The organism is Halodurantibacterium flavum (assembly GCF_042681825.1).
Taxonomy (GTDB): Bacteria; Pseudomonadota; Alphaproteobacteria; order Rhodobacterales; family Rhodobacteraceae; genus Halodurantibacterium; species Halodurantibacterium flavum.
On sequence record NZ_JBHUGH010000002.1, the window covers coordinates 83,274 to 105,879 of the forward strand.

A 22,606-nucleotide genomic window follows, 5' to 3' on the forward strand; every position below is an offset into this window, starting at 1 on the left:
TTGCCCAAGACGTGAAAGACATCGTTGCCCAGCTCAGGATGCCCTCTTGGTAGAACGGAACGCGCAAAACCGGAGTCGCTGTCCTGACCTCCCTGGCGATTGGCGGCATGCCTCAGGGGGAACATCCACTTTCTGACGAGCGGGGGCTGGGTGCCTCTTGATCGCTCGCAGAGCATGGCCTACTTATTCGACCAGTCATCTAGTTCGGGGCAAACAATGGCCAACACGAGAGCAAAAGAAAGACCCGGCGACGTGAAGATGCACATCTTGGAGAGCGCGAGGGCCCTGGTTGCGGCGCGCGGCTTCTCTGGCGTGGGCCTGAGCGAGATCGTTGCGGCAGCAGGCGTGCCCAAGGGGTCGTTCTACTATTACTTCGAGTCCAAGGAGGCATTTGGGCGGGCTCTGCTGGAGCACTACTTTGACGGCTATCTGGCTGAGCTCGAGACTATGCTGGCGGACAAGGGAAAACCCGCGCGCGAGCGGCTGTTGGCCTACTGGCGCTTCTGGAGAATGAACCAGGAAGCCGATGATCCGGAAGGAAAATGTCTTGCCGTCAAGCTGGGAGCAGAAGTGTCTGACATATCGGAGGACATGCGTCTTGAACTTCGCAAAGGGACGTCCAGGATCATCAGCCGCCTGTGCCAGACCCTGAAGAACGGGATAGAGGATGGGTCGATCGAAAGCACCCGGAACCCGTTCGATATCGCCGAGACCCTTTATCAGCTGTGGCTTGGCGCAAGCGTGATGGCCAAGATCGAACGCAAACCCGCGCCCTTCGACGCAGCGATGATCGCGACGGATCTGCTGCTGTCAGGAAAGTAACAATATACAAGCGGAGAGCCTTGACAGGCGGTCTCCAAACGCGCAAGTATAGACGACCGGTCAGTTTTATATTTCGCAAATGACAGCAACACGAAAGGCGACGGCGACACGACCACTGGCATGACTGCGATTGCCGCCACATGGGCGAAAGAGCTGGATCTTGACTTGATGCCCAGCCGCGGCGCGAGGCGGTCGTCCCAGACGACATTGCCACTCGGCGCTCAATGCAGCCTCAGCGGTATTTCGGCCCGGCGGCCATCGCCCTCGGCGCCAAGTGAGCAAACGAAACAGGAGGAGTTTTCATGAAGTCTGTGCACCCGGGTAAGGCGAAGGATATCCGGAGCAAGGGCTGATTGAGCCAAAACCGAGTCGCCACCGCGCCAACGGTGGCCACTCGGTCGGGTGGGGGCGCGAAATGCGACCCCAATCAGCGGGAAGACCAGAAGGATGTGATGGCCCAAGGGCTTCCCATAATACCACCAGGAGTAGTATCATGAATGAACATACCACGATAAAGGTTCCGCCAGAAGACGGCAATTTCTTCTCGGCGCCGTACCATCTTTCGATTGCGGGCAAGCTCGTTCAGGCCGATGAGACGTTTGACGTCATCAATCCAGCCACCGGCGAAGTCTTTGCACAGGCCCCTTCGGCAACCGCGGAACAGTTGGACGAGGCAATCGCCGCGGCAAAAACCGCTTTCAAGAGCTGGTCGGCTCTGAGCTATGACGAGCGCGAGGTCTACCTCAAGAAGTTTGCCGACGCGCTGGAAGAGAAGCGCGACGAACTCGCTTATCTGCTGACCCTGGAACAGGGCAAGCCGCTGGGCACGATGGCCACACCGGAAGTCGACCAGTCGATTTCTTACATCCGCCAGATTGCGGAACGCCGTATTCCCGTCGAGATCGTCGAGGAGAACGCCAATCACGTCGTTGAACTGCACCACGTCCCGCTCGGCGTGGTCGGTGGTATCACACCGTGGAACTTCCCGGTGCTGCTCTCGCTGTGGAAGATTGCACCGGCGTTGATCACCGGCAACACCTTCGTGCTGAAGCCGACACCGTTCACGCCGCTGACGGCTCTGCGTTACGGCGAAATCGCCCAGAGCGTGCTGCCAAAAGGCGTTCTTTCGGTGGTAACGGGAGGTGACGCCCTCGGGCCACAGCTGACCAATCACCCCGATATAGCCAAGATCAGCTTTACCGGCTCGACCGAAACCGGCAAGCACGTCCTGCGCGCAGCAGCCGGCTCGATCAAGCGTGTGACGCTCGAACTTGGCGGGAACGACGCCGCCATCGTGCTGCCGGATGCGGATTACCAGGCGATCATCCCGCAACTCTTCTGGGGTGCCCTTGGCCACCAGGGGCAGTGGTGTGTCGGCATCAAACGGCTCTATATCCCCCGCTCGATCCACGCCGAGTTCGTGAAGGCCTTCGTGGACTACGCCAAGACCGTCAAAGTCGGAAATGGCCTCGACGCCGACGTCGGTGTTGGTCCGGTCCAGAACAAGATGCAGTTCGAGAAGTTGAAAACCTTCCTGGCTGACATCAAGGCAAACGGACAAAACATCGTGCTGGGCGGCGAGATCGACGAAAGCCAGTCGGGGTACTTCTTCCCGATCACGGTGGTCGACAACCCGCCTGAAGACAGCAAGATCGTTCAGGAAGAGCAGTTCGGCCCCATCGTGCCGATCCTGGTCTACGACGACGTCGACGAAGCCGTCGAGCGCGCCAACGATTCGATCTGGGGTCTGGGCGGCTCGGTTTGGGGTCGTGACACCAAGGCCGCTGTCGAGGTCGCGAACCGGATCGAAGCCGGCATGGTCTGGGTCAACGAGATCCACACCCAGGGCGTCGACATTCCGTTTGGCGGGGTCAAGCAATCGGGTCTGGGCACCGAGCATGGCCGCGAAGGACGCGAGCTCTTCACCAACCCGAAAACGGTGTTGATCCACAAGTAAGCGCCAGTGGGGGCGGCCCATCCCCGGGCCGTCCCCTTCCGCCTTCCTTGTCCACCCCGATTTCCAACACCGCTCCCGGCCACTTCCGGATGCCAGCTCGCGCTGTGCCTGCTTATACGGAGATACCCCGATGACAAATGCCGATCCCTATTTCACTCCTGTGACGCTTGGCCGTCACACCCTTCGCAACCGTGTCGTTCTGCCTCCGCTGACCCGGCAAAGGGCTGCCCAGCCGGGCGACAGCGCGACGTCGCTGATGGCCGAGTACTACCGCCAGCGCGCCGGCGCCGGCTTCATCGTGACCGAAGGAACGCAGATCGAACCTCGTGGACAGGGCTATTCCTGGACACCGGGCATCTACTCCGGCGCCCAAATCGACGGCTGGCGTCAGGTCACCGACGCGGTGCACGCCGAGGGCGGCGTCATCTTTGCACAACTCTGGCATGTCGGCCGCGTCTCGCACAATGCACTGCAGCCGAATGGCGATGCGCCGGTCGCCCCCTCCGCGATCGCACCCGAGAAGGTAAAGGCATTCATCGAGACCGCGCCCGGCGAGGGTAAGCTGGTCGCCCCGCCGACGCCGCGCGCATTGAGCGTGGCCGAGATCCACGAGCTTGTGGGCATGTACGCCCAAGCGGCCCGCAACGCGATCGCCGCCGGATTTGATGGAGTCGAGCTGCATTCCGCCAACGGCTACCTCATCAACCAGTTTATCTCCGAGCATTCCAATACGCGCACCGACGAATACGGCGGCTCGCTCGAGAACCGCCTCAGGTTCCTCCGGGAGATTGTCGCCGCGGTGTCCGAGGCTGTGGGCGCCGACCGGCTCGGTGTCAGGTTCACGCCCCTGTTTGAAAGCACGGATCAGGACCGCATCTACATCGGCCTCGTCGAGTCCGATCCGCATAAGACCTACATCGAGGCCATCAAGGTCCTGGAACGGGCGGGCGTCGCCTATCTGTCGATCGCCGAGGCCGACTGGGACGGGGCGCCTGATCTGCCGGTCAGTTTCCGCGAAGCGGTGCGCGAGATCTACTCGGGCCGCGTGATCTACGCCGGCAAATATACGGTCGAGCGTGGCGCAAGGCTTTTGGAGAGCGGCCTCGCCGATCTCATCGGCTTTGGTCGTGCCTTCATCGCCAACCCCGACCTGCCCGAACGGATCGCCAATGGCTGGGATCTGAATCCTCTCGATCCGGCAACGCTCTACGGCGGCGGGGAGAAAGGGTTCACCGACTACCCGACGTATCAGAGGGCGACGGTGGCCGCCGCCGAGTAACACCTGTCGGCCAGCGCGCCGGCATTCCCGAGACCATCAACCCTGCGGAGGCCCGACATCGCCTCCGCCAGATCAGGGCAACCGCGCGGAACGGGAAGACCGATCCCGCGCATTTACAAGATTGGAGTACCGAAATGAGCAACAACATCGAAAACAAGGTCGTCCTCATCACCGGCGGCAGCAGCGGTCTCGGGGCCGAGACCGCACGCCTGCTGGCAGGCAAGGGCGCAAAGGTGGCCGTGGCCGCACGCCGCACGGACAAGCTGAATGACGTGGTGTCCGAGATCGAGGCGGCAGGCGGCACGGCCAGGGCCTACGCCCTCGACGTGACCGACAAGGCCCACGTGGAGACGGTGGTGGCAGGCGTCGTCGCCGATTTCGGTCGGATTGACGTGCTGGTCAACAACGCCGGCCTCATGCCGATCCGTCCCATGAGCGAAGTCAACACCGACGAATGGGACCAGATGATCGACGTGAACGTGAAAGGCGTTCTCTACGGCATCGCCGCCGTTCTGCCGCGCTTCCTGGAACAGGAAAGCGGCCACATCATAAACCTGAGCTCCGTGGCGGGCATCAAGGTCTTCGCGCCAGGCGGGACCGTCTACTCGGGCACGAAGTTCGCGGTCAGCGCGATCTCCGAGGGACTTCGTCAGGAAGTCGGCGAGCATATCCGCGTTACCTCGATCGAGCCGGGCGCAGTGGATAGCGAGCTCAAGCTCGGCACGACGGGCACGGCGGCAGACACCGTGCGCGACTTCTACGAGCGCGCGATCCCCGCCGCCAGCGTCGCCCGGGCCATCGCCTTCGCGATCGAACAGCCCGCAGACGTCGACATCAATGCGATCGTTCTGCGGCCGACCAGCCAGCAGTTCTGACCGGGTTTGGGGAGGGCCGGATCATCCTTGCAAGACATGATTGGACTATGCGATGCAACTGCCCCTGATCTACGAAAGGCGAAGTGATCCTCCCTTTCCCGTGCCGCCCCTGAAGCCACGCGCCGCGCCCCCGCGGCGCGTGGACCCTCCGGCGAATGACGGTCAGCCGCCTGTACCGTTCGGCGTAGCGGTGATCTGTCTCATCCTCGTCGCGCAGGCCCTTCGACCGGGCATCGTTTCCGTAGGGCCGCTCCTGACGGAGATCATCGACGACTTCGGGTTGGCCCACGCGCAGGCATCGCTGCTCACCGCCATTCCGACCCTTCTGATGGGCCTTCTGGCCTTGCCAACACCCTGGCTCGCCCGGCGGTTCGGTCGGGACCGGGTGATCGTGGTCGCGCTGCTCGTGCTGGCGGCGGCGACGCTGGCCCGTGCCTACGCCGGATCGACATTCGCCCTGTTCGCGACCACGGCCGGGGTCGGCGCGGGCATCGCCATCGCGGGCGCATTGGTGCCCGGCTTCGTCAAGGCCGGATTTCCGCGGCAGGTGGCGCTGCTGATGGGCCTCTACGCAATGGCGCTGTCAATGGGCAGCACCTTCGCGGCAGCAGGCACCGGCTTTCTGGGGCAGGTCTTCGGCAGCTGGCGTCTGCCGGCAGGACTCTGGGCCATTCCGCCACTCCTGGGTGTCGCGGCATGGGCCTACGTGGCCTCCCGCAACGTGACCGCCCGCATGCGGGGCACGGGCCCACGGTATCCCCTGCCAGTCGGCAACCGCACAGCCTGGCTGATCGCCACCTACTTCGCCTTCAACAATGTGGTGTTCTACAGCTTCATCTCATGGCTCGCGCAGTTCTATGTCGAGCTGGGTCATTCGACGGCGTCGGCCGGGCTGATCCTCGCCTGCTTCACCTTCGCATTTCTGGTGGCGACTCCGCTGTTCGGCGCTCTCAGCCGCAATGAGGACCGCAGGCTCTTTCTCGCTCTGGCGGCCGGTATCGGCGCGGCCGGGGTCTTCTGGATGGCCATCGCTCCCGGCTTCCTGCCGCTGGTGATTGTTTCACTCATCGCATTCGGTGCGGGTGGCAGTTTCACGCTCTCGATGACGCTGCCGCTCGACAACGCCCGGACCGACACCGAGGTGGCCTCGTGGAATGCATTCGTCCTGCTGGTAAGCTACATCGTCGGTGCGATCGGACCGGTTGCGGTCGGCCTCCTGCGCGACTGGAGCGGGAGCTTTCAGCCGAGCATATGGCTGCTGGCGGCGATCAGCGCTGCGATGCTGCTGCTCGCGCCGTTCCTGCGGCCGCATCATCCCGCCACGCAGGGCTAACGTCAGCTGGGGCGCTGAGACCGCAGCAGAACGCGCCCGGACCGAGCCGGGCTCGGTTACCAGGCTTCCGAATAGATCGAGAGCGCATCGCTCTCGACTACCGGGCGCGGATTGTTGACCAGCAGGCGTTGCTGCTTCATCGCATCCGAAGCCATCCGGGGGAGCGCCTCTTCCGGGATGCCGACGTCACGCAGCCGCTGAGGTATCTGAAGACGGGCGATCAGCGCCTGCAATTCCCGAATGAAGGCCTCTGCCAGGTCGGACTTCGGATGATCCGCGAGGTGCGGGAAGGCGCAAGCTGCAATCTCGTCATAGGAATTCCTGGCATGCGACAGGTTGAACCGAAGCACCGCTGTCAGGATGAGCGCGTTGCAAAGACCATGCGGAACGTGGAAGATCCCGCCGATCGGATAGGCCAAGGCATGGACAGCCGCGACCGGTGAATTAGCAAAGGCCTGCCCGGCCAGCATCGAACCCAGAAGCATGTTTTCGCGCGCTGCAATGTTGCTGCCGTCGTGCGTGGCCATCTCGATATTCGCGCCCAGCAACCGCAACGCCTCGCGAGCAAGGGCCTGGGAAATCGGATTGTTGTTCGCATTGGTGCAGCCATAGGCCTCGATCGCGTGGACCATGGCATCAATGCCCGTCGCCGCAGTGATCGCCGCGGGCAGTCCGACTGTCAGTTCAGCGTCCAGCAGTGCGATGTCGGGAAGAATGACCGGAGAGGAAACGCCGCGCTTTTCGTCGCCATCCACAGTCAGGATCGCAACCGGCGTCACCTCCGATCCCGTCCCCGCGGTGGTTGGCACCAAAACGAGCGGCAGGCGGGGACCTCGGGCGTTGCCGACGCCCCAGGCATCCTCCAGCGCCTCATCGGAACCGAGCAACAGGGCGGCGACCTTTGCGACATCCAGCGAAGACCCGCCGCCGAATCCCAGAACACCGGTCACGTCGGCGGCCCGGCCAGCCTCGACCGCAGCCATCAGGGTCGAGACTGAGGGATCGGCCTCGACCCTGTCGAAAACATGAACCTCTAGGCCCGCAGCCTCCAACGCAGCGATGGCGGGGTCGGCAAGCCCGAGCGATCGCAGGCCCGGATCCGTCACGATGAGGATCCGCGGCCCAAGAAGCGCCTTGGTGTGCTGATCAATCTGCGCCGCCGCCCCTGAGCGGAAGAGAATGCATTTCGTGGTATTGAAGCTGAATGGGTTCATCGCCGTATTTCCTTTCTGTTCGGCGCAGGCGCCTGCCGCCTCTTGATCGCCCGTGGGTTCTCTCTCGCGACACAAGCTGCTTCGGCTGGCAGAGCCGGCCCGGATCATGCAGCAGCGAGCTGTGCACGCTCAATTTCGCCCCGTTCGATGACATAGAGCCTGTCAAGAAGTTTGCTGGAATGGACGTGATCGGATTCGGAAAGCAGCACGGAAAGGCCTTCGCCCCGCAGCGCGGCGATCACTTCGATCAGTCGTTGGGCCAAGGCCGGCGCGACACCTTCAAACGGCTCGTCAAGCAGCAGGAGATTGCGGCCGACGATCAATGCCCGCCCGAGAGCCACGAGCTTCTGCTGACCGCCAGAAAGTGACAGGGCCTTCCGGTCAGCGAAACGCGCAATCTCCGGCATCAGGTCGTACACCCATCGCAAACGGGCCGGATCCGGCTTCTGGCCCAAGGCATACAGCGGCAAAAGGATGTTCTCCTCCACATTGAACTCGGGGATCAGCCTGCGGTCCTCCGGCATGTATCCGACCCCCATTGCCGCGCGGGTGTGGGCGGGCGCCTCGGTCAGATACTTGCCCTGAATCGCAAGCTGCCCGGAGGAGAGCTTTTGCAGGCCCATGACCGTCCGCATGAAGGTGGTTTTGCCGGCACCGTTCCTCCCGATGAGGCCTACGGTGGTCCCCCGCTCGATGGTCAGTGCGGCATTGCGCAGGATCGGCGTGCCCGCGATCGAAACTGACAGGTTCCGGGCTTCAAGCATGGACGCCTCCCATCACGAACTGGCGCACCTTGTCGTTCGCAAGCACCTCTGCCGTCGCGCCGTCGGCCAGGATGGTGCCTTCATAGAAGGCAATCGTGCGCGTTGCGAAGCGGGTCACGATGTCCATGTCGTGCTCGATGAACAGCACCGTCGACTCTTCGTTGTTCAAAGGCAGGATCACGCTCTCCATCATCCCGATCTTCTCATCCACCGAAACCCCGGAGGTGGGTTCATCCAGAAGAATGATCGCCGGGTCCGTGACGGCGGCCATCGCGATATCAAGCTGCTTCTTCACGCCCTGCGGCAAGGATCCGACAACGCGGTTCGCGAACGCATCAAGACCGAACCGTCCAAGCGAATGTCGCGCCCGCTCGATCCGTTCATCGGTCAGCGCCAGGGCAGAGAGCCCGCCCTTGTTCTCGCTCGCCGCGACGTCTGCCATCACCAGATTTTCCAGCACAGTGAGCTGGGCGAAAATCTGGCTGATCTGGAAGCTTCGGCAAATGCCCGCGCGGGCGGTATCGCGAGGGCCCATTCCGGTGATGTCCCGTCCTTTGAAGTGAATGGTGCCGGATGAGGGCTTCAGATAGCCTGTTACCATATTGACGAAGGTTGTCTTTCCGGCGCCGTTAGAGCCGATCACGGCGAGAATCTCGCCCCGGTTCAGGGTCACGCTGACCTCGCGCGCAGCGACGACGCCCCCAAAGCGCTTTTCCAGGTTCGTGGTGACAAGGAGTGGTGCAGTGCTCATTGGCGTTGCCTTTTCTGTATCAGTGACCAGAGACCCTCGGGCAGCAAGAGAATGACCGCGAGCATCACCGTGCCCAGCACGAGTTGCCACGCATTCGGGGCCAGATCGAGCGCGTAGGTCCGGACAAGTTCCAGCGCGAAGAAGCCGATGACCGGAGCGATCACCGAGCCACGCCCGGCCAGAAGTGCAACGAAGACGAAGCCACCGGACGTGGTCCAGTTCGTCATCATCGGGTCGACGTGCTGGGTCGCGATGCCATAAAGACCGCCACCAAGCCCTGAAAGCGCCGCAGCGACGACGATCGCGATGAAGACAACCCGTCGCGGCGATGCGCCGAGATAGGCAAGCCGGATCTCGTTTTCTGCCACCGCCTCGCAGAGCATCCCTGCGCCGGATTTCAGATAGCGCGCCGTCGCCAGGCAAGCCGCAAGCACAAGCACAACAGTCATGATGTAGTTCGCGTTAGCGCGGATGGCGCGTTCGGGCATCCACCCGAAATAGCTGACAGGGGGTATGTTGAAGCCATCGGTTGACCCGAGCCCGGCCGCCTTCACCAGCACGCCGTAAAGGATCATCGACACCGCCAGCGAAAGCATCGCATAGAAGATCTCCCGGTAGCGCGACAGCAGCAGCCCCAGAAGCACGCCGGCAACCAGAGAGACCGCAATCGAGGCGACCAGAAGAACCGCCACATCGGTGATCCCGGCTTTGGCGGCCAGCATGCCGACGGCGTAGCCGCCGAGGCAGAAATATAGCCCCTGACCGAAGTTCACCAATCCGGCGCGCATCTGTATCGCGACGCCCAGGGAAACCAAGCCGCCCGCGATCGCCGTCTGCAAAAGAAACCGGAGCCAGGAGGGCAAGAAAAAGCCGAGAATGAGCAGCAGGCCGAGGATGGCGATGTACAGGTGCTCGCGGCGAAAATCTGTCTTCATCATATTTTGCGTCCCGCTGCCCGGGCAAACAGCCCATGAGGTTTTATCGCCAGCACCAGGGACATGACCGCGTAGATGGCGAACAGTTCGAGTTCCGGCGCAAGGTGCACGCTCAGCGCCCTGGCATAGCCGGCAAAGATCGCGCCGATGGCCGCACCGGGGATGGAACCAAGTCCCCCGATCACGACGACGGCGAAGGCAAGGATGATGACCTCGACACCTATGCCCGGTGTCACGGCGATCTTGGGCGCCGTCACCACTCCGCCAACCACGGCAAAGATTGTCCCGATGGCGAAGGTGGTCGCGAAGATGCGGGTTACATTGATACCAAGCGCAGCGGAGATTTCGCGATCAGCGACGACCGCGGTCGTCAGCCGTCCCATCCGGGATTTTTCCAGCCAGAACCAGAGCCCGATCCCAAGCGCGATAGCCAAAGCAATCATCAGAAGATCGTAGATCTGGTAGGGAAGCTCGTTGATCTCGACATAGCCAAGGTAGGCATAGGGCTGCCAGGCAAAGTAGCTTTCAACCCCCCAGATCAGTTTGACGGCATCTTCAAGGATCAGGAACAAGGCATAGGTCACCAGCACCATCAGCACCTCGTCCCTGCCGTAGAGCAGTTTGAGTATGCCGCGTTCCATCACCAGTCCCAGAAAAAGACCCACGATGATCGCGGCGAAACCCATGGCCAGAAACGCCAGGGCGTCAGGAAGTCCTGCGCTGTAATAGATGCCGAGTGTCGAGGCGCAGACATAGGCGCCGATGGCATAAAAGGCGCCATGCGCAATATTCAGGATCCGCATGACACCATAGATGAGTGTCAGTCCGACGGCGATGAGGAACAGCCAAGCGGCATAGTTCAACCCGTCAAGTACGATGGCCGTGACAAGAAGCATGGAGACAACCTCTCTTGATCAAGGAAACCGGGCAGGTTTCGCGAGCGCTCTGCCCGGCCGAATATGAGGATGGCCTCAGTCGCAGGTTGCGCCGGGGAAGCCGGCTTCGATCCAGCCGATCGCCGTCATGTCGTTGGGCGGGTTGACGCAGGCGGCATCATAGGAGATCACATTCTCCACACTTGGCCTTCCGTCGACCAGCTTGTAGGTGCCGTAGGAAATACCCTGTATCGCCTGATGCCCATTGCCGATGGCCATCTGGATGATCCCGCCGGGTGCCTCGAATTCCAATCCCTTGAAACTCGCTGCCGCATCGGCGCCCGTTGCGTCGGCTCCGGCAGCTTCATAGGCGGCTTTGACCCCAAGTACAGCCTGGGCCATTTTCCAGGCCGGAAAGGTCGGGGCCGATCCGAAACGTTCAGCATATGACTCGGCGAACCACCTCGCCAATTCGGTGTCCGGGGCAAATACGCTGAAGGGTCCGCGTGCGCCGACGATCGTCCCTTCGGGAATGTCGGCGCTCATGCCGGGAAAGAGGGCCTCGCCGCAGGTGAGCAGGATCGACATCCTCGCGAAGAGGCCGCGTGGCGCGGCTTGCAGGACAAATGCTTCAAGATCGCCCCCCCAGAAGGAGGTGAAGGTCACCTTGGGCGTCGATGTCAGCAAGGCCGACACTTCGGCGCCGTATTGTCCGGCAAAGAGCTGCGGAAACTGTTGCGAGACGATGCCAGATTCCGTTTCAAGGGCGGTCAGTGCAGCGGTAAAGTCACGCCAGTTATCCTGACCCCAGGCGTAATTCTGGTTGATGCCCGCTACCCGCGACATGTCGACACCGCGATCCGCCAGGTAACGCGCCGCGCCGACGGCGTCCATCGTCGACATCGCGCCGGTTCGGAAGAGGAACTGCGGGTCTGTTACCACTTCCTCGAAGATCTGCGGCGTCCCGCAATCGACCAGCACGGTCAGGGTTTCCAACTCTTCGGCCAGAGGTGCGATGGATTTGCAATTCCCGGAAGACGTGTATCCGATCACCACCTCCGCGCCGCTGCGCTGAACGAGATTGCGGTATTCCACAACCGCGTCAGAGGCTTCGTCGATATAGGTCGCCCTGATTGTTCGGCCATTTATTCCGATCGTCCCATAGGGCGCAGGGACAGATCCTTCGTTGAGCGCATCGAACAGCAGCGCGGCTGCATTGCGTTCGGGCATTCCGAAAGGTCCAGCGGACGGACCAGAAAGAAAGACAGGGACACCGATATGGATTTCCCCACCCTGGGCCAGTGCGCCGGACGCAGCGAAGGCGCCGGCCACAAGGGCCGTTGCAGCAAGTTTCTTCATGTTTTCTCCTCCCTGAGAAAATGTATGCCCGTCAGATCGACAGGCAGGCGTATTTCATCTCCAAATATTCATCGATACCGTAGCGAGAGCCTTCGCGACCAAGGCCGGACGACTTGATGCCGCCGAACGGCGCTTCGGCCGTCGAGATAAGGCCGGTGTTGATCCCGACCATTCCGCTTTCAAGCGCTTCCATCACCCGTATGATCCGCGCCATGTCACGTGCATAGAAATAGCTGGCCAGACCAAACTCCGTGTCATTGGCCATCGCGATAACCTCTTCCTCGGTGTCGAACCGAAACACGGGCGCGACAGGGCCAAAGGTTTCTTCCGCGGCGAGGCGCATTTCTGCCGTAGCCCCGGAAAGCACCGTCGGCTGGAAGAAGAGGCCGCCCTGTGCGGCCGGCTTGCCCCCGGTGGTGACCGTGGCGCCTTTCTCCACGGCATCGTCCAGATGCTGCCTGACCTTTTTCAGCGCCGCATCGGTGATCATCGGGCCGATCTCGACACCTTCGCCAAGACCTTCTCCGACCCTGAGCTGCGCGACCCGCGCAGTGAGCTTTGCGACGTACTCGTCGTAGATGCCGGACTGCGCGTAGATCCGATTGGCACAGACACAGGTTTGCCCGGCATTCCGGAACTTCGCAATGATCGTACCGTCAACCGCCGCGTCGATGTCGGCGTCGTCAAAGACGATGAAGGGGGCATTGCCGCCGAGCTCGAGGCTGAGTTTCTTGATCTGCGGCGCGGCCTGCGCCATGAGGATCTGGCCAACGCGGGTGGAGCCGGTGAAGCTGAGCTTGCGAACGATGGGGTTCTCGCAGAACTCCTTGCCAACGCCTGCCGCATCCAACGACGTCACGACGTTAAAGACGCCCGCCGGGATGCCTGCACGCGCACCCAGCTCTGCCATTGCGAGCGCCGAAAGCGGCGTCAGCTCGGAGGGGCGCGCAACGAAGGTGCAGCCAGCCGCCAGCGCCGGGGCGACCTTGCGGGCAATCATGGCGTTCGGGAAATTCCAAGGTGTGATGGAAGCGGCCACGCCAATCGGCTGCTTGAGGACGAGGATGCGCTTGTCTACCTGATGGCCCGGGATGATGTCGCCATAGACCCGCCGGGCCTCTTCCGCGAACCAGTGAATGAATGATGCACCGTAGGCAATTTCGGTCTTTGCCTCCGCCAGGGGTTTGCCCATCTCCAGCGTTAGAAGCTGTGCCAGCCGGTCCGATTCCGCCAGCATGAGGTCGGCCCAGGCCCGCAGGATGTCGCCGCGCTGTTTCGCCGTGCGCTTCGACCAGTTCGGCAGCGCGGCCGCGGCGGCGTCGATGGCAACCTTCACGTCATCGCGGCTGAGATCTGCGACAGCGGCCAAAATCTCACCGGTTGCCGGGTTCGTCACGTCGAAACGGGTTCGGGATGGCTGCCACTTTCCGTTCACGTAGGCGTCGGTTTTGAAAATATCACTGCTTTGAATGGCGTCCCCCATCAGGGCTCCCTCCGTCGTCGGCGTGGCGTATCGTCAACCTGTCTCGTGTTCAGCATACTGAACCAATGTATATATTTCGTACACGCGTCAGTATGTGAAGTCAACGATTGCTTTTCGACGATGGCGGGCTATATAAATCGGATGATCTGCTGCCATGATCCGGCTTGGCGCCGGAGAAAAATATCCGGAGAACGACCGTGAATGAGCTGCGCTGGAAACCGTCTTCGCCTGCTATCGCCCGCGCCGTACTGATCCTCGATGCAGTTGCCGAAGCGCCGGACAACCTTACGATGGCCGATCTGGCACGTAAGACAGGCTTGCCGCGGAGCAGCGTTCATGGCGTGTGTTCCACAATGGTCGAGGCAGGTCTGCTCCTCAGGAACGCCGACCAGACTTATGCAATTGGTCCACACGTCATGCGATGGGCCACCTCATTCACGCGGCGCAGCGATATCGCCACAGAATTCGCGCGGATTTGGGACGAGAGCACCGTGGAGCTGCGCGGTGCGACCATCACGCTTGCCGTGCCGGACGGCAACGACATCGTCTATATTGCGGTCCGCAATTCTAGCAAGACGCCCTGGTACACCTATCGCGTGGGAATGCGCCTCCCGATGGCCTTCACCTCGACGGGACATGCATTTTTGACCAAGGCCAGCAATTCGGACATCATAAACCGTTTCCGTGACGGATTTCCCGAGCCTCTTACAGCGAAGTCCCCCAGATCTGTGAAAGAGCTCATCGCGCTGATCGACGAAGCGCGCGCGCGGGGGTACACTCAGGACCGCGAATACGTCTCCGACGGCAAGGTATGTTACGGAGCCCCGATCCTCGGGGTGGCGAACAACGTGATCGCCTCCATCGCTGTCAGTGTACCGGTCGAGGAGCTCACCGAGGAGTTCGAGGCGAACGTTATTCAAACAGTCCAGCGACTTGCTTTGCTGACATCGGAGCGTATGGGAGCCGAGATTGAAGTGCGCTCCAACACCCTCCCGCGTCTCACATCGGCCGGTGACGACTGACAGGGGGATTACCAGGCTGCTTTTCAGCAATTTTTTTGCGAGGCGCGGCCCGGGCCTTAGCCAAAAATGCCGGGCCTGAAAGACAACGGGACCCGCGCCCTATGCCTCGTGCAGGTGGAAATCCCAGCCGAGATACTGGCGCGTCGCGTCCATCACTGCATCGCTCACCGCCGAGAAATTGGCGGCGACGTGATGCTCGAACCCGTTTTCGCAGATGTAGCGCAGCAGTTTCTGCATCGCGGGGATCTCTACCACCCCTGCCCCGCCGAAGGTTTCCAGCGGATCGTCGGTGAACCGCCCCTCGCCGACATAGCCGCGGATGCGCCCCGTGGCATCGTCGGTGCTGACGCGGATATAGGTCATGTGCCCCGACCGGATCGAGCCGTCGACGGTGCCATAGGTGTTTTCCTTGCCCACGGTGCCGGCGATGATCTCCTGGAAATCCATCCGGTAGTTCGAAAAGAACTCCTTGGGCAGGTTGCTGCAGTGAAAGCAGACCGCCTTGTTCGCCTGCCCGCCGTAATTGTTGTTCCAGTCGAGCAGAGCGCTTGGCGTCCCCGAGGCGAGGGCGAGCATGTGCATTCCGATCAGGCCGCAGACGTCAACCTCGCAGGCGCTCGACATCAGGCGGGAACTCATCATGCTCATCATCGTGCAGGGGACGACGCCGTAGTTTTCCTCGAGCGAGGTCCAGCACTGGATCGCACTGATCGAGACATCGGCCTCGGCCATCCATTCTTCCGTCACGGCGGCAAGCTTGGCCTGCCGCAGGATCGCGGGATGGGGCACGCCGTCGATGGAAATGTAGCTGCGGATGGCCTCGATCTTGTCCACCACCATCTGAGCGGTGTCATCGAGCCGCGCGACGCGGCCCAGGATCTCCGACAGGTCCAGCGTGACGACCGAGATGCCCGCCGCCTCCAGCAGCTTTTCGCTGTAGCGCACGGTGTTGAAGGCCTGCGGGCGGGCGCCGATCGCCCCGATGCGCAAACCTCGCAATCCGCCCACGACCCGGCAGGTCGCCGAAAACCGCGCGAGATCCTGCTGGAACTCCTCGCCCTCCGGATCGACGCAATGCGAAGCTGTCAATGAATAACGGATGCCGTATTGGCGCAGGTTGTTGCAGGCCGACATCTTGCCGCAAAAGCTGTCGCGCCGCCACTTGATCGACATCTTTTCCGGATCGTCCGGCGTCGCCTGGATCAGCACCGGCACCGAAAGCCGGGACAGGCGGATCGTGTCTGCGATCGGGCGTTCCTCGCCGAAATTGGGCAGCGTCACGATGATCCCGTCAATCTCCTCCGCATGCCGCTTGAAGAGCGCCGCGCATTTCCGCGCATCCTCGAACGACTGCACCGCCCCGTGTTCGGTATCCTCGGGGCCGAGGACGACGCATCTGTGGCCAGCCCTTTCCACCGCCGCAATCATGTGTTCGCGCCCTGTGGCCGCAAGATGGCCCGGGAAAAACCCGCGGCTTCCAACTATGATTGCGAATGTCATCGACGTCACTTGATTTCCCTCATGGTTTCAGGGCGGCATGCGCGCCGCCATTTTCCGGCAGCGCGAGGTTGGCCGGCTTCCAGTGCCCTGACTTGGGGCCGAATCTAAACGGCCCTCCTGCTTGATGGACGTACCTCATTGCTCGTCGAGGTGTCAACGCGGGATTGCGGGGCCCAAAGCATGCCGTGTCGGAGGATCAACCTGCCCGTTAAGACAGATTCTCGTTGAGATATATCTCGATGCGGATGGTTTCCTGCCCCGCCAGCAGCGCAGTCCTGTCGATCCGGGCCTTGAGGATACGCAAGGCGCTGCGCACCTCATGACCCGCATCCTGATGGATGATTGCGTCCACCGTTCCGTCAGCCAGGGCGCGGCGGGTGTGGTCGGTCAGCTCATGGGCGATGACCACCTGGGTCTTGTGCGGCAATCCGGTGAGCGCCTCGATCAGTCCCCTGTTCCCCGCCCCCATGCTGTAGATTCCAACCACGTCATCCCGCGCCATCAGGCTGTCGGCGACATGTTGGCGGACCAACCCGCTGTCATCCCGCGCCTCGATGACCGGCAGCACGGCAAGATGCGGATAATCGCTGCGGATGACCTGCTCAAACCCCATGCGACGTTCCACATGATCGCGCACCAGCATTGACCCCGCGATCATGAGGATGCTGCCCGAGCGCTCGCCCAGGAACTTGCCCATAAGGCGCGCCGCGGTCCGCCCTGCCGCGACATTGTCGATGCCGACATAGGCATCGCATTGCACATTCGGAAAGTCGGAGACGAGCGTGACGACGGGAACATGATGGCGCCGCAGTCGCGCCAGCGCGTCGCGGACCACGGGGGCCTCGGTCGCAACGACGGCGACGCCCGAACAGCGCTCCGGATCGATCCCGTTCAATGCAGCTGCCAGCGCCGGGCCGTCAAAGGCCGGAACCCTGATTATCGTGATTTCGGTGCGGTCATGTGCGGAATGGCGCCTAACGGCCTCGATCTCGGCCTCCAGGCCCCGCATGAAGCTGTTCGCCCCTTGCGGAATGACAAAGGCAAAGCGATAGGCCTGACGCTTTGCCAGATTGGCCGCCGACAGATCCCGCACATATCCGAGCGCGGCGATCGCCTGCTCGACCCTTGCGATGGTCCTTTCACGGACCCCCGGCCGGTTGTTCAGCACCCGGTCGACTGTGGCAAGGCTGACGCCCGCCTGTTTCGCCACGTCCTGCACTGTCGGGCGCACGCTGTTTACTCCCGCTATCAAATCAAAGGCTTACTAGCCGTTCGCCGCGTCTCGGGCAAGGCGGAGCCGCCCCCGGCCAACCGCCAGCGCGGCAACGATGAGTGGCGCAGGGCGATCTGCCTGAAAAGAGGTGCGGGGCGTCTGATGGCTGTGCCATGAGGCCTTGGACCACTGCGCTTGACCGGTGCAAATTGATGATGTACGTCGCTCATTGATAACATCATTACTCCCCCATGCCGCCAAAATCAACTGCTGCGGAAATCGCCAGACTGAAATCAAAGGCGGTATCGCCGGCTGATTATGACCGGCGCACCTCGCCTAACAATACGTAGATTGTTGACAATCTGCAAGCCTCCGGTTAGGCTTTCTTCGTGGCGCACCCGCTGCCCCAAACAAGGCCACATCATATGGTTCAGCTATCGCTCAAGCGCGAAACGATGGGTTCCCAGATCGCGGCCCTTTTGCGCCGCGCCATCCTGGAGGGAGAGTTCGCCCCCGGCGAACACCTGATCGAGACCGCGCTGGCGCTGCGTCTGGGCGCCAGCCGCGGCCCCCTGCGCGAGGCCATGCGCCAACTGATCGAGGAAGGGCTTCTGGTCAGCGTCCCTTATACCGGAACGCGGGTGGTCGAACTTTCGTTGCAGGACGTGAACGACATCTACGCCATGCGCGCCTGTCTCGAACAATTCGCGTTCGAGCTTGCCTGGCCTCGCCGCAACAATGCCTTCAGCGAGGAACTGCGTCGCCGGAATGACGCGCTCCAGGCCGCGATCGACGCGGCCGACGACCCCCGTGCGATCGAGGCAGAACTTGACCTGCACGGACTTGTCTACGAATGGGCCGGCAACGGTCTCTTGCTGGCCAGCTGGCACAGCATCCGCGGGCGGCTGCAACTCTACTGGGCGGCGCATCACCGGGCGCATGGACTGACAGGCCCCCTGCGCGAAAGCCACGATGACTATCTGCGGCTTGCCACGGGCGCCGATCTCGACGCGATGAAGAACGAGATCCGCAATCACATGCAGCGCGGGCTGGACAGAACCAAAGCCTTTGTCGAGGCGCAAGGCGCCTTGCAGGGATAAACGACCAACAGGAGAGAACGAAAATGAAAAGACGCGTGGTGCTGGCGGGCCTTGCCGCCAGCGTGATCGGCATGTCCGCAAATATCGCAATGGCGCAGGACGGGACCATGGCACAGATCCGCAGCAGCGGCGTGCTGCGGGTCGGCGTGACGCAGGCGCCGCCCTGGTATTCGGTAAACCCTGCGACGGGGGAATGGTCATCGGGCCTTGGCGTCTCCATGGGCCGGGCGATGGCCGAGGAACTCGGCGTCCGGTTCGAGCCGGTCGAGGTTACATGGGGTACCGCCGTCGCCGCGCTGCAGTCGAACCGCATCGACATGATGTTCGTTCTGGACGCGACCGAGGAACGTCGGCAGGCACTCGCATTCCCGGAAACGCCGCTGCTTTACTACTCGCTTGCCGTGCTGGCCCGCGATGATCTGGAGGTGACCGACTGGGCCGATCTGAACCAGCCGGGCATTCGCATTTCCGTGCCGCAGGCGACCAGCATGGATGCCTTTCTGACGGAACACACCCCCGATGCGGATATTCAGCGGTTCCCGGGCAACCCCGAGGCGATCGCGGCCTTTCAGGCGGGGCGCGTGGATGCCGTGACGCTGTTCCACCCGCCCCTGATCGCCGCGCGCCAGCGGCTGGGACGCGGACAGATCCTTGTGCCACAGCCGGTGGAATCGCGCCCCTCTTCGGTCGGGCTGCGGCAAGAAGCAGATACCGAGTTCCTTGATTGGGTGAACGAAAAGATCGGCGAATACTATCGGTCCGGGCAGACCCAGGCGTGGTATGAGGAATTCCTGACCGGATTCGGGCTCGACCCCGCGACCGTGCCGCCGATCATGCGTGAACGGCTCTGACCTGCGGGGGATCCCGCGCCCGACGCGGTGTCGCCGGCCCGCGGACCGGGCCCATGAACCAGCCCGCGCGGGCGATCCCCGCATTCGCAGGCAACGCCCGAAGGCGAACCACAAGGCCAGAGACTGATGTATCAATGGGATTTCACACCCGTGCTCGCCAACGCGGATCTGCTGTGGCAGGGGCTTCTGGGAACGCTGTCCATCACCGGGACGGCGCTGGCCTTTGGCTTGCCGCTGGGCCTTTTGCTGGCGCTCGGACGGCTTTCGCCCCGGCGCTGGCTGGCTTGGCCCGCGGGATTCGTGATCGAGTTCTTCCGCACGACGCCGCCGCTGGTTCAGCTGTTCTGGTTCTTCTTTGCCCTGCCCATCCTGATCGACATCCGCATGACGCCCTATCTTGCGGCGGCGATCACCTTTTCCATCCAGTCCTCGGCCTTTTTCGCCGAGGTGTTCCGCGCGGGCATCGTCTCGGTCGAGCGTGGCCAATGGGAGGCGGGGCGCGCCATCGGGATGCGCGGCCCGCAGGTGATGCGCCGGGTCGTGCTGCCGCAGGCGGTCAAGCGGATGATCCCCGCCTTTACCGAACGCGCGATCGAGTTGATGAAGACCACGACGCTGGTTGCCACCGTGTCCTATGCCGACCTGCTTTATCAGGCCAATGAACTGGCACAGAAAACCTTTCGCCCGATCGAGATATTCACCGCCACCGCATTGATCTATTTCGTGGTGATATTCGGGCTCAGCCTGATTGTGCAGGCGGTGGAGCGACGCCTTGCGGTCAGCGGCGACAACACCGTGCGTCAAGGGGCCGGCTGATGGGCTATGCTTGGGATTTCTCTTCGGTCTGGATGTACCGGGAGGCGCTGCTGTCCGGGCTTCTGGGTACGCTGCGGATCTTTGCGATCTGTCTGGCGGCGGGTCTTTCGCTGGGGCTTGTGATCGGGCTTGCGCGCTATTCGCAGCGGCGCGTCCTGCGCTGGCCCGCCGCGGCCTTCATCGAGTTCTTCCGCAACACGCCGGTTCTGGTGCAGATCTTCTGGTTCTATTTCGCCTTTCCGATGCTGGTGCCCTTTGACATCAGCCCGCTGATGGCGGCGGCGCTTGGCATCTCGCTGAACTCGGCGGCCTTTTCCGCCGAGATCTGGCGCGGAGGGATCCAGTCGCTCGACCCCGGCCAGTGGGAGGCCGCCCGCGCCATCGGGATGCGCCATCTTCAGATCATGCGCCGCATCATCCTGCCGCAGGCGCTGCGCAGGATGCTGCCCGCGCTGACGAACCGCGGCATCGAGATCTTCAAGATGACCACGCTCGCCTCGGCCATCGCCTATGGCGAGATGCTGCATCAGGCGCGGATGATCGCGTCCTTCAACTACAACCCGATCGAGGCCTATACCGTCGTCGCGCTGCTGTTCTTTGCGATCCTCTATCCGATCGTGCGCGCGACCTATGTGCTGGAACGGCGCATGGCCAAAGGAGACTGACCGATGACAGAGGCCCCCGTCCTGCGCATCCGCGGCCTGAACAAGAGCTTCGGCACCAACCATGTCCTGCGCGGCATCGATCTCGACGTGATGGCGGGCGACCGGATCGCGATCCTCGGCGCCTCCGGTTCGGGCAAGAGTACCTTTCTGCGCTGCCTCAACTTCATGGAAACCCCCAGCTCGGGCGAGATCACCCTCGACGGACGCGTGCTGGGCCGCCCTCGCCCGGACGGCAGCCGCATCTATCCCGAAGCAAGCCTGACCGCCGTCCGCCAGCGCATCGGCATGGTGTTCCAGCAGTTCAACCTTTTCCCGCACATGACGACGATCGGCAACGTGACCGAGGGGCTGCGCACCGTGCAGCGCAAGGACCGCGCCACGGCCGAGGCGCGCGCAATGCGCGAACTCGCGCGGGTGGGGCTGGCGGAAAAGGCGCAGGAATACCCATCACGCCTGTCGGGCGGACAGAAACAGCGCGTGGCCATCGCGCGGGCGCTGGCGCTCGACCCGGATCTCATGCTCTTCGACGAGCCGACATCCGCGCTCGACCCCGAGCTGGTGGGCGAGGTGCTGGGCGTGATCCGCAGCCTTGCCGATGAGGGGCGCACGATGCTGTTGGTGACCCATGAGGTGGGTTTTGCCTATCATTTCGCGAACCGCGTGATCTTCATGGCCGACGGCGTGATCCAGGAAGAGGGGCCACCCGACGCCGTGCTCAAGGGACCACAGAACCCGCGCACCCAGGCCTTTCTGGCGCGCCACAAGCAATTCGAATTCTGACGAAGGACGATCCGATGACCAACCCCACGATGCAAAGCGCGCAAAGCTATGCGCCCGATCCGCGCAATGACGGGGTCGAGGTCTATGTGAACGGCGCCTTCTTTCCGCGCGACCGGGCGCAGGTCTCGGTCTTCGACGCAGGCTTTGTGCTGGGCGACGGCGTGTGGGAGGGGCTGCGGCTGGTCAAGGGGCGGCTTTTGTCGGTCGATGCGCATATGGCCCGGCTTTATGAGGGCGCGAACGCGATCCAGCTTGATATCGGGATGCCACCCGAGGCGCTGGTCGGCGAGATCTGGAAAACGCTCCGCCATAACGGGATGGAGGACGGCGCCCATATCCGGCTGATGATCTCGCGCGGGTTGAAGACAACGCCGAACCAGGACCCGCGCTTCATCACCGGCGGCGCGACCGTCGTGATCGTGGCGGAATACAAGCAGCCGAACGCCGCGCTCAAGGAACGGGGATTGCGGCTGATGACCTCGACCATCCGCTGTTCGACGCCCGACGTGTTCGACCTGCGGCTCAACAGTCATTCGCGGCTCAACTTCATCCAGGCGCTGATCCAGGCGATCAACATGGGCGCGGACGAGGCCCTGATGCTCGACGATCGCGGCTTCGTGGCCAGTTGCAACTCGACCAACTTCTTCATCGTGCGGGGCGACGCGCTCTGGACCTCGACCGGGGCCACCTGTTTCAACGGGATCACCCGGGCGACCGTGATCCGGCTCTGGCGCGAGGCGGGCGGCGAGGTGCTGGAAAAGGATTATACCCTGGCCGAGGTCTATGGCGCCGACGAGGCATTCGTGACCGGCACGCTGGGTGGGCTGACGCCGGTCACGATGATCGACGGGCGCAAGGTCGGGACGGGCCGTCCCGGGCCCGTGACCGCCCGCGCGGCCGAACTTTATGCGGCCTACGTGAACGGCTGAACGGGCGGGCGGGCACCACACCCGCCCCTCCTGCACGCAGAGCCGCCTTGAACAGGCGCATATCCGGGCGAAATCCCGCAGCA

The 22,606-nt window shown here is 62.7% G+C and carries 21 protein-coding genes; 12 read left to right on the top strand and 9 right to left on the bottom strand.

The window, feature by feature from the left end; genetic code table 11:
* Nucleotides 1-216 precede the first annotated feature (216 nt).
* The 5 genes from ACFSGJ_RS02070 (at nucleotide 217) to ACFSGJ_RS02090 (ending at nucleotide 6,266) form a co-directional block, all read left to right on the top strand.
* Nucleotides 217-822, top strand: coding sequence for a TetR/AcrR family transcriptional regulator (locus ACFSGJ_RS02070; RefSeq protein WP_390259073.1), 606 nt, complete (start codon nucleotides 217-219; stop codon nucleotides 820-822).
* Nucleotides 823-1,315: 493 nt separating this feature from the next.
* Nucleotides 1,316-2,779: an aldehyde dehydrogenase family protein gene (locus tag ACFSGJ_RS02075; RefSeq protein ID WP_390259075.1), complete on the top strand. Its 1,464-nt coding sequence runs from the start codon at nucleotides 1,316-1,318 to the stop codon at nucleotides 2,777-2,779.
* A gap of 130 nt (nucleotides 2,780-2,909) precedes the next feature.
* Nucleotides 2,910-4,058, top strand: coding sequence for an alkene reductase (locus ACFSGJ_RS02080; protein ID WP_390259076.1), 1,149 nt, complete (start codon nucleotides 2,910-2,912; stop codon nucleotides 4,056-4,058).
* A 134-nt stretch (nucleotides 4,059-4,192) separates the two neighbouring features.
* A complete protein-coding gene (locus tag ACFSGJ_RS02085; protein ID WP_390259078.1) occupies nucleotides 4,193-4,933 on the top strand; it encodes an SDR family oxidoreductase in 741 nt (246 codons plus the stop codon).
* Nucleotides 4,934-4,985: 52 nt separating this feature from the next.
* Nucleotides 4,986-6,266 (top strand): MFS transporter, encoded by a 1,281-nt coding sequence (locus ACFSGJ_RS02090; RefSeq protein WP_390259080.1) that lies wholly within the window; start codon nucleotides 4,986-4,988, stop codon nucleotides 6,264-6,266.
* A gap of 56 nt (nucleotides 6,267-6,322) precedes the next feature.
* Here the strand turns inward: ACFSGJ_RS02090 and ACFSGJ_RS02095 are convergent, their stop codons facing one another.
* The 7 genes from ACFSGJ_RS02095 to ACFSGJ_RS02125 form a co-directional block, all read right to left on the bottom strand.
* Nucleotides 6,323-7,480 carry an iron-containing alcohol dehydrogenase gene (locus tag ACFSGJ_RS02095; protein WP_390259081.1) on the bottom strand — a complete coding sequence of 386 codons (1,158 nt, stop codon included), beginning with the start codon at nucleotides 7,478-7,480 and terminating at the stop codon, nucleotides 6,323-6,325.
* A 104-nt stretch (nucleotides 7,481-7,584) separates the two neighbouring features.
* Nucleotides 7,585-8,244 carry an ATP-binding cassette domain-containing protein gene (locus tag ACFSGJ_RS02100; protein ID WP_390259083.1) on the bottom strand — a complete coding sequence of 220 codons (660 nt, stop codon included), beginning with the start codon at nucleotides 8,242-8,244 and terminating at the stop codon, nucleotides 7,585-7,587.
* A complete protein-coding gene (locus ACFSGJ_RS02105) occupies nucleotides 8,237-8,917 on the bottom strand; it encodes an ABC transporter ATP-binding protein (protein WP_390259085.1) in 681 nt (226 codons plus the stop codon). Before ACFSGJ_RS02105 ends, ACFSGJ_RS02100 begins: the two co-directional genes overlap by 8 nt.
* A 74-nt stretch (nucleotides 8,918-8,991) precedes the next feature.
* Nucleotides 8,992-9,933, bottom strand: coding sequence for a branched-chain amino acid ABC transporter permease (locus ACFSGJ_RS02110; RefSeq protein ID WP_390259087.1), 942 nt, complete (start codon nucleotides 9,931-9,933; stop codon nucleotides 8,992-8,994).
* The gene (locus ACFSGJ_RS02115; RefSeq protein WP_390259089.1) at nucleotides 9,930-10,826 is read right to left on the bottom strand and encodes a branched-chain amino acid ABC transporter permease; all 897 of its coding nucleotides are present in this window, start codon (nucleotides 10,824-10,826) and stop codon (nucleotides 9,930-9,932) included. Before ACFSGJ_RS02115 ends, ACFSGJ_RS02110 begins: the two co-directional genes overlap by 4 nt.
* Before the next feature lie 75 nt (nucleotides 10,827-10,901).
* Complete coding sequence (locus ACFSGJ_RS02120) at nucleotides 10,902-12,164, bottom strand: ABC transporter substrate-binding protein (RefSeq protein WP_390259090.1); 1,263 nt, start codon at nucleotides 12,162-12,164, stop codon at nucleotides 10,902-10,904.
* Nucleotides 12,165-12,195: 31 nt separating this feature from the next.
* Nucleotides 12,196-13,647 (bottom strand): NAD-dependent succinate-semialdehyde dehydrogenase, encoded by a 1,452-nt coding sequence (locus ACFSGJ_RS02125; RefSeq protein WP_390259092.1) that lies wholly within the window; start codon nucleotides 13,645-13,647, stop codon nucleotides 12,196-12,198.
* Nucleotides 13,648-13,844: 197 nt separating this feature from the next.
* On the opposite strand from ACFSGJ_RS02125, the gene ACFSGJ_RS02130 reads away from it, so the two are divergent.
* Nucleotides 13,845-14,669 (top strand): IclR family transcriptional regulator, encoded by an 825-nt coding sequence (locus tag ACFSGJ_RS02130; protein ID WP_390259094.1) that lies wholly within the window; start codon nucleotides 13,845-13,847, stop codon nucleotides 14,667-14,669.
* A 99-nt stretch (nucleotides 14,670-14,768) separates the two neighbouring features.
* Here ACFSGJ_RS02130 and ACFSGJ_RS02135 read toward each other — a convergent pair whose 3' ends face one another.
* On the bottom strand, nucleotides 14,769-16,169 hold the full coding sequence (locus tag ACFSGJ_RS02135) for an L-fucose/L-arabinose isomerase family protein (RefSeq protein WP_390259095.1): 1,401 nt from the start codon (nucleotides 16,167-16,169) through the stop codon (nucleotides 14,769-14,771).
* 208 nt (nucleotides 16,170-16,377) lie between these two features.
* Nucleotides 16,378-17,400 (bottom strand): LacI family DNA-binding transcriptional regulator, encoded by a 1,023-nt coding sequence (locus ACFSGJ_RS02140; protein ID WP_390259097.1) that lies wholly within the window; start codon nucleotides 17,398-17,400, stop codon nucleotides 16,378-16,380.
* Nucleotides 17,401-17,807: 407 nt separating this feature from the next.
* Here ACFSGJ_RS02140 and ACFSGJ_RS02145 point away from each other — a divergent pair, with 407 nt between their 5' ends.
* From ACFSGJ_RS02145 to ACFSGJ_RS02170, 6 genes are all read left to right on the top strand, one after another.
* Nucleotides 17,808-18,482: a GntR family transcriptional regulator gene (locus tag ACFSGJ_RS02145; RefSeq protein ID WP_390259098.1), complete on the top strand. Its 675-nt coding sequence runs from the start codon at nucleotides 17,808-17,810 to the stop codon at nucleotides 18,480-18,482.
* 23 nt (nucleotides 18,483-18,505) lie between these two features.
* Nucleotides 18,506-19,333: a transporter substrate-binding domain-containing protein gene (locus ACFSGJ_RS02150; protein ID WP_390259100.1), complete on the top strand. Its 828-nt coding sequence runs from the start codon at nucleotides 18,506-18,508 to the stop codon at nucleotides 19,331-19,333.
* A gap of 126 nt (nucleotides 19,334-19,459) precedes the next feature.
* Nucleotides 19,460-20,149 (top strand): amino acid ABC transporter permease, encoded by a 690-nt coding sequence (locus ACFSGJ_RS02155; RefSeq protein WP_390259101.1) that lies wholly within the window; start codon nucleotides 19,460-19,462, stop codon nucleotides 20,147-20,149.
* Nucleotides 20,149-20,814 carry an amino acid ABC transporter permease gene (locus ACFSGJ_RS02160; RefSeq protein WP_390259102.1) on the top strand — a complete coding sequence of 222 codons (666 nt, stop codon included), beginning with the start codon at nucleotides 20,149-20,151 and terminating at the stop codon, nucleotides 20,812-20,814. Before ACFSGJ_RS02155 ends, ACFSGJ_RS02160 begins: the two co-directional genes overlap by 1 nt.
* A 3-nt stretch (nucleotides 20,815-20,817) precedes the next feature.
* On the top strand, nucleotides 20,818-21,594 hold the full coding sequence (locus tag ACFSGJ_RS02165; protein WP_390259103.1) for an amino acid ABC transporter ATP-binding protein: 777 nt from the start codon (nucleotides 20,818-20,820) through the stop codon (nucleotides 21,592-21,594).
* A gap of 14 nt (nucleotides 21,595-21,608) precedes the next feature.
* Nucleotides 21,609-22,523 carry an aminotransferase class IV gene (locus tag ACFSGJ_RS02170; protein ID WP_390259104.1) on the top strand — a complete coding sequence of 305 codons (915 nt, stop codon included), beginning with the start codon at nucleotides 21,609-21,611 and terminating at the stop codon, nucleotides 22,521-22,523.
* Nucleotides 22,524-22,606 lie beyond the last annotated feature (83 nt).

Bases quoted from the DNA above. Each gene is read 5' to 3' on its own strand.
- ACFSGJ_RS02165 (WP_390259103.1), top strand. From the start codon at position 20,818: ATGACAGAGGCCCCCGTCCTGCGCATCCGCGGCCTGAACAAGAGCTTC.
- ACFSGJ_RS02080 (WP_390259076.1), top strand. From the start codon at position 2,910: ATGACAAATGCCGATCCCTATTTCACTCCTGTGACGCTTGGCCGTCAC.
- ACFSGJ_RS02115 (WP_390259089.1), bottom strand. From the start codon at position 10,826: ATGCTTCTTGTCACGGCCATCGTACTTGACGGGTTGAACTATGCCGCT.
- ACFSGJ_RS02125 (WP_390259092.1), bottom strand. From the start codon at position 13,647: ATGGGGGACGCCATTCAAAGCAGTGATATTTTCAAAACCGACGCCTAC.
- ACFSGJ_RS02075 (WP_390259075.1), top strand. From the start codon at position 1,316: ATGAATGAACATACCACGATAAAGGTTCCGCCAGAAGACGGCAATTTC.
- ACFSGJ_RS02170 (WP_390259104.1), top strand. From the start codon at position 21,609: ATGACCAACCCCACGATGCAAAGCGCGCAAAGCTATGCGCCCGATCCG.
- ACFSGJ_RS02085 (WP_390259078.1), top strand. From the start codon at position 4,193: ATGAGCAACAACATCGAAAACAAGGTCGTCCTCATCACCGGCGGCAGC.
- ACFSGJ_RS02135 (WP_390259095.1), bottom strand. From the start codon at position 16,169: ATGACATTCGCAATCATAGTTGGAAGCCGCGGGTTTTTCCCGGGCCAT.
- ACFSGJ_RS02100 (WP_390259083.1), bottom strand. From the start codon at position 8,244: ATGCTTGAAGCCCGGAACCTGTCAGTTTCGATCGCGGGCACGCCGATC.
- ACFSGJ_RS02120 (WP_390259090.1), bottom strand. From the start codon at position 12,164: ATGAAGAAACTTGCTGCAACGGCCCTTGTGGCCGGCGCCTTCGCTGCG.
- ACFSGJ_RS02095 (WP_390259081.1), bottom strand. From the start codon at position 7,480: ATGAACCCATTCAGCTTCAATACCACGAAATGCATTCTCTTCCGCTCA.
- ACFSGJ_RS02070 (WP_390259073.1), top strand. From the start codon at position 217: ATGGCCAACACGAGAGCAAAAGAAAGACCCGGCGACGTGAAGATGCAC.
- ACFSGJ_RS02155 (WP_390259101.1), top strand. From the start codon at position 19,460: ATGTATCAATGGGATTTCACACCCGTGCTCGCCAACGCGGATCTGCTG.
- ACFSGJ_RS02090 (WP_390259080.1), top strand. From the start codon at position 4,986: ATGCAACTGCCCCTGATCTACGAAAGGCGAAGTGATCCTCCCTTTCCC.
- ACFSGJ_RS02150 (WP_390259100.1), top strand. From the start codon at position 18,506: ATGAAAAGACGCGTGGTGCTGGCGGGCCTTGCCGCCAGCGTGATCGGC.
- ACFSGJ_RS02145 (WP_390259098.1), top strand. From the start codon at position 17,808: ATGGTTCAGCTATCGCTCAAGCGCGAAACGATGGGTTCCCAGATCGCG.
- ACFSGJ_RS02160 (WP_390259102.1), top strand. From the start codon at position 20,149: ATGGGCTATGCTTGGGATTTCTCTTCGGTCTGGATGTACCGGGAGGCG.
- ACFSGJ_RS02110 (WP_390259087.1), bottom strand. From the start codon at position 9,933: ATGATGAAGACAGATTTTCGCCGCGAGCACCTGTACATCGCCATCCTC.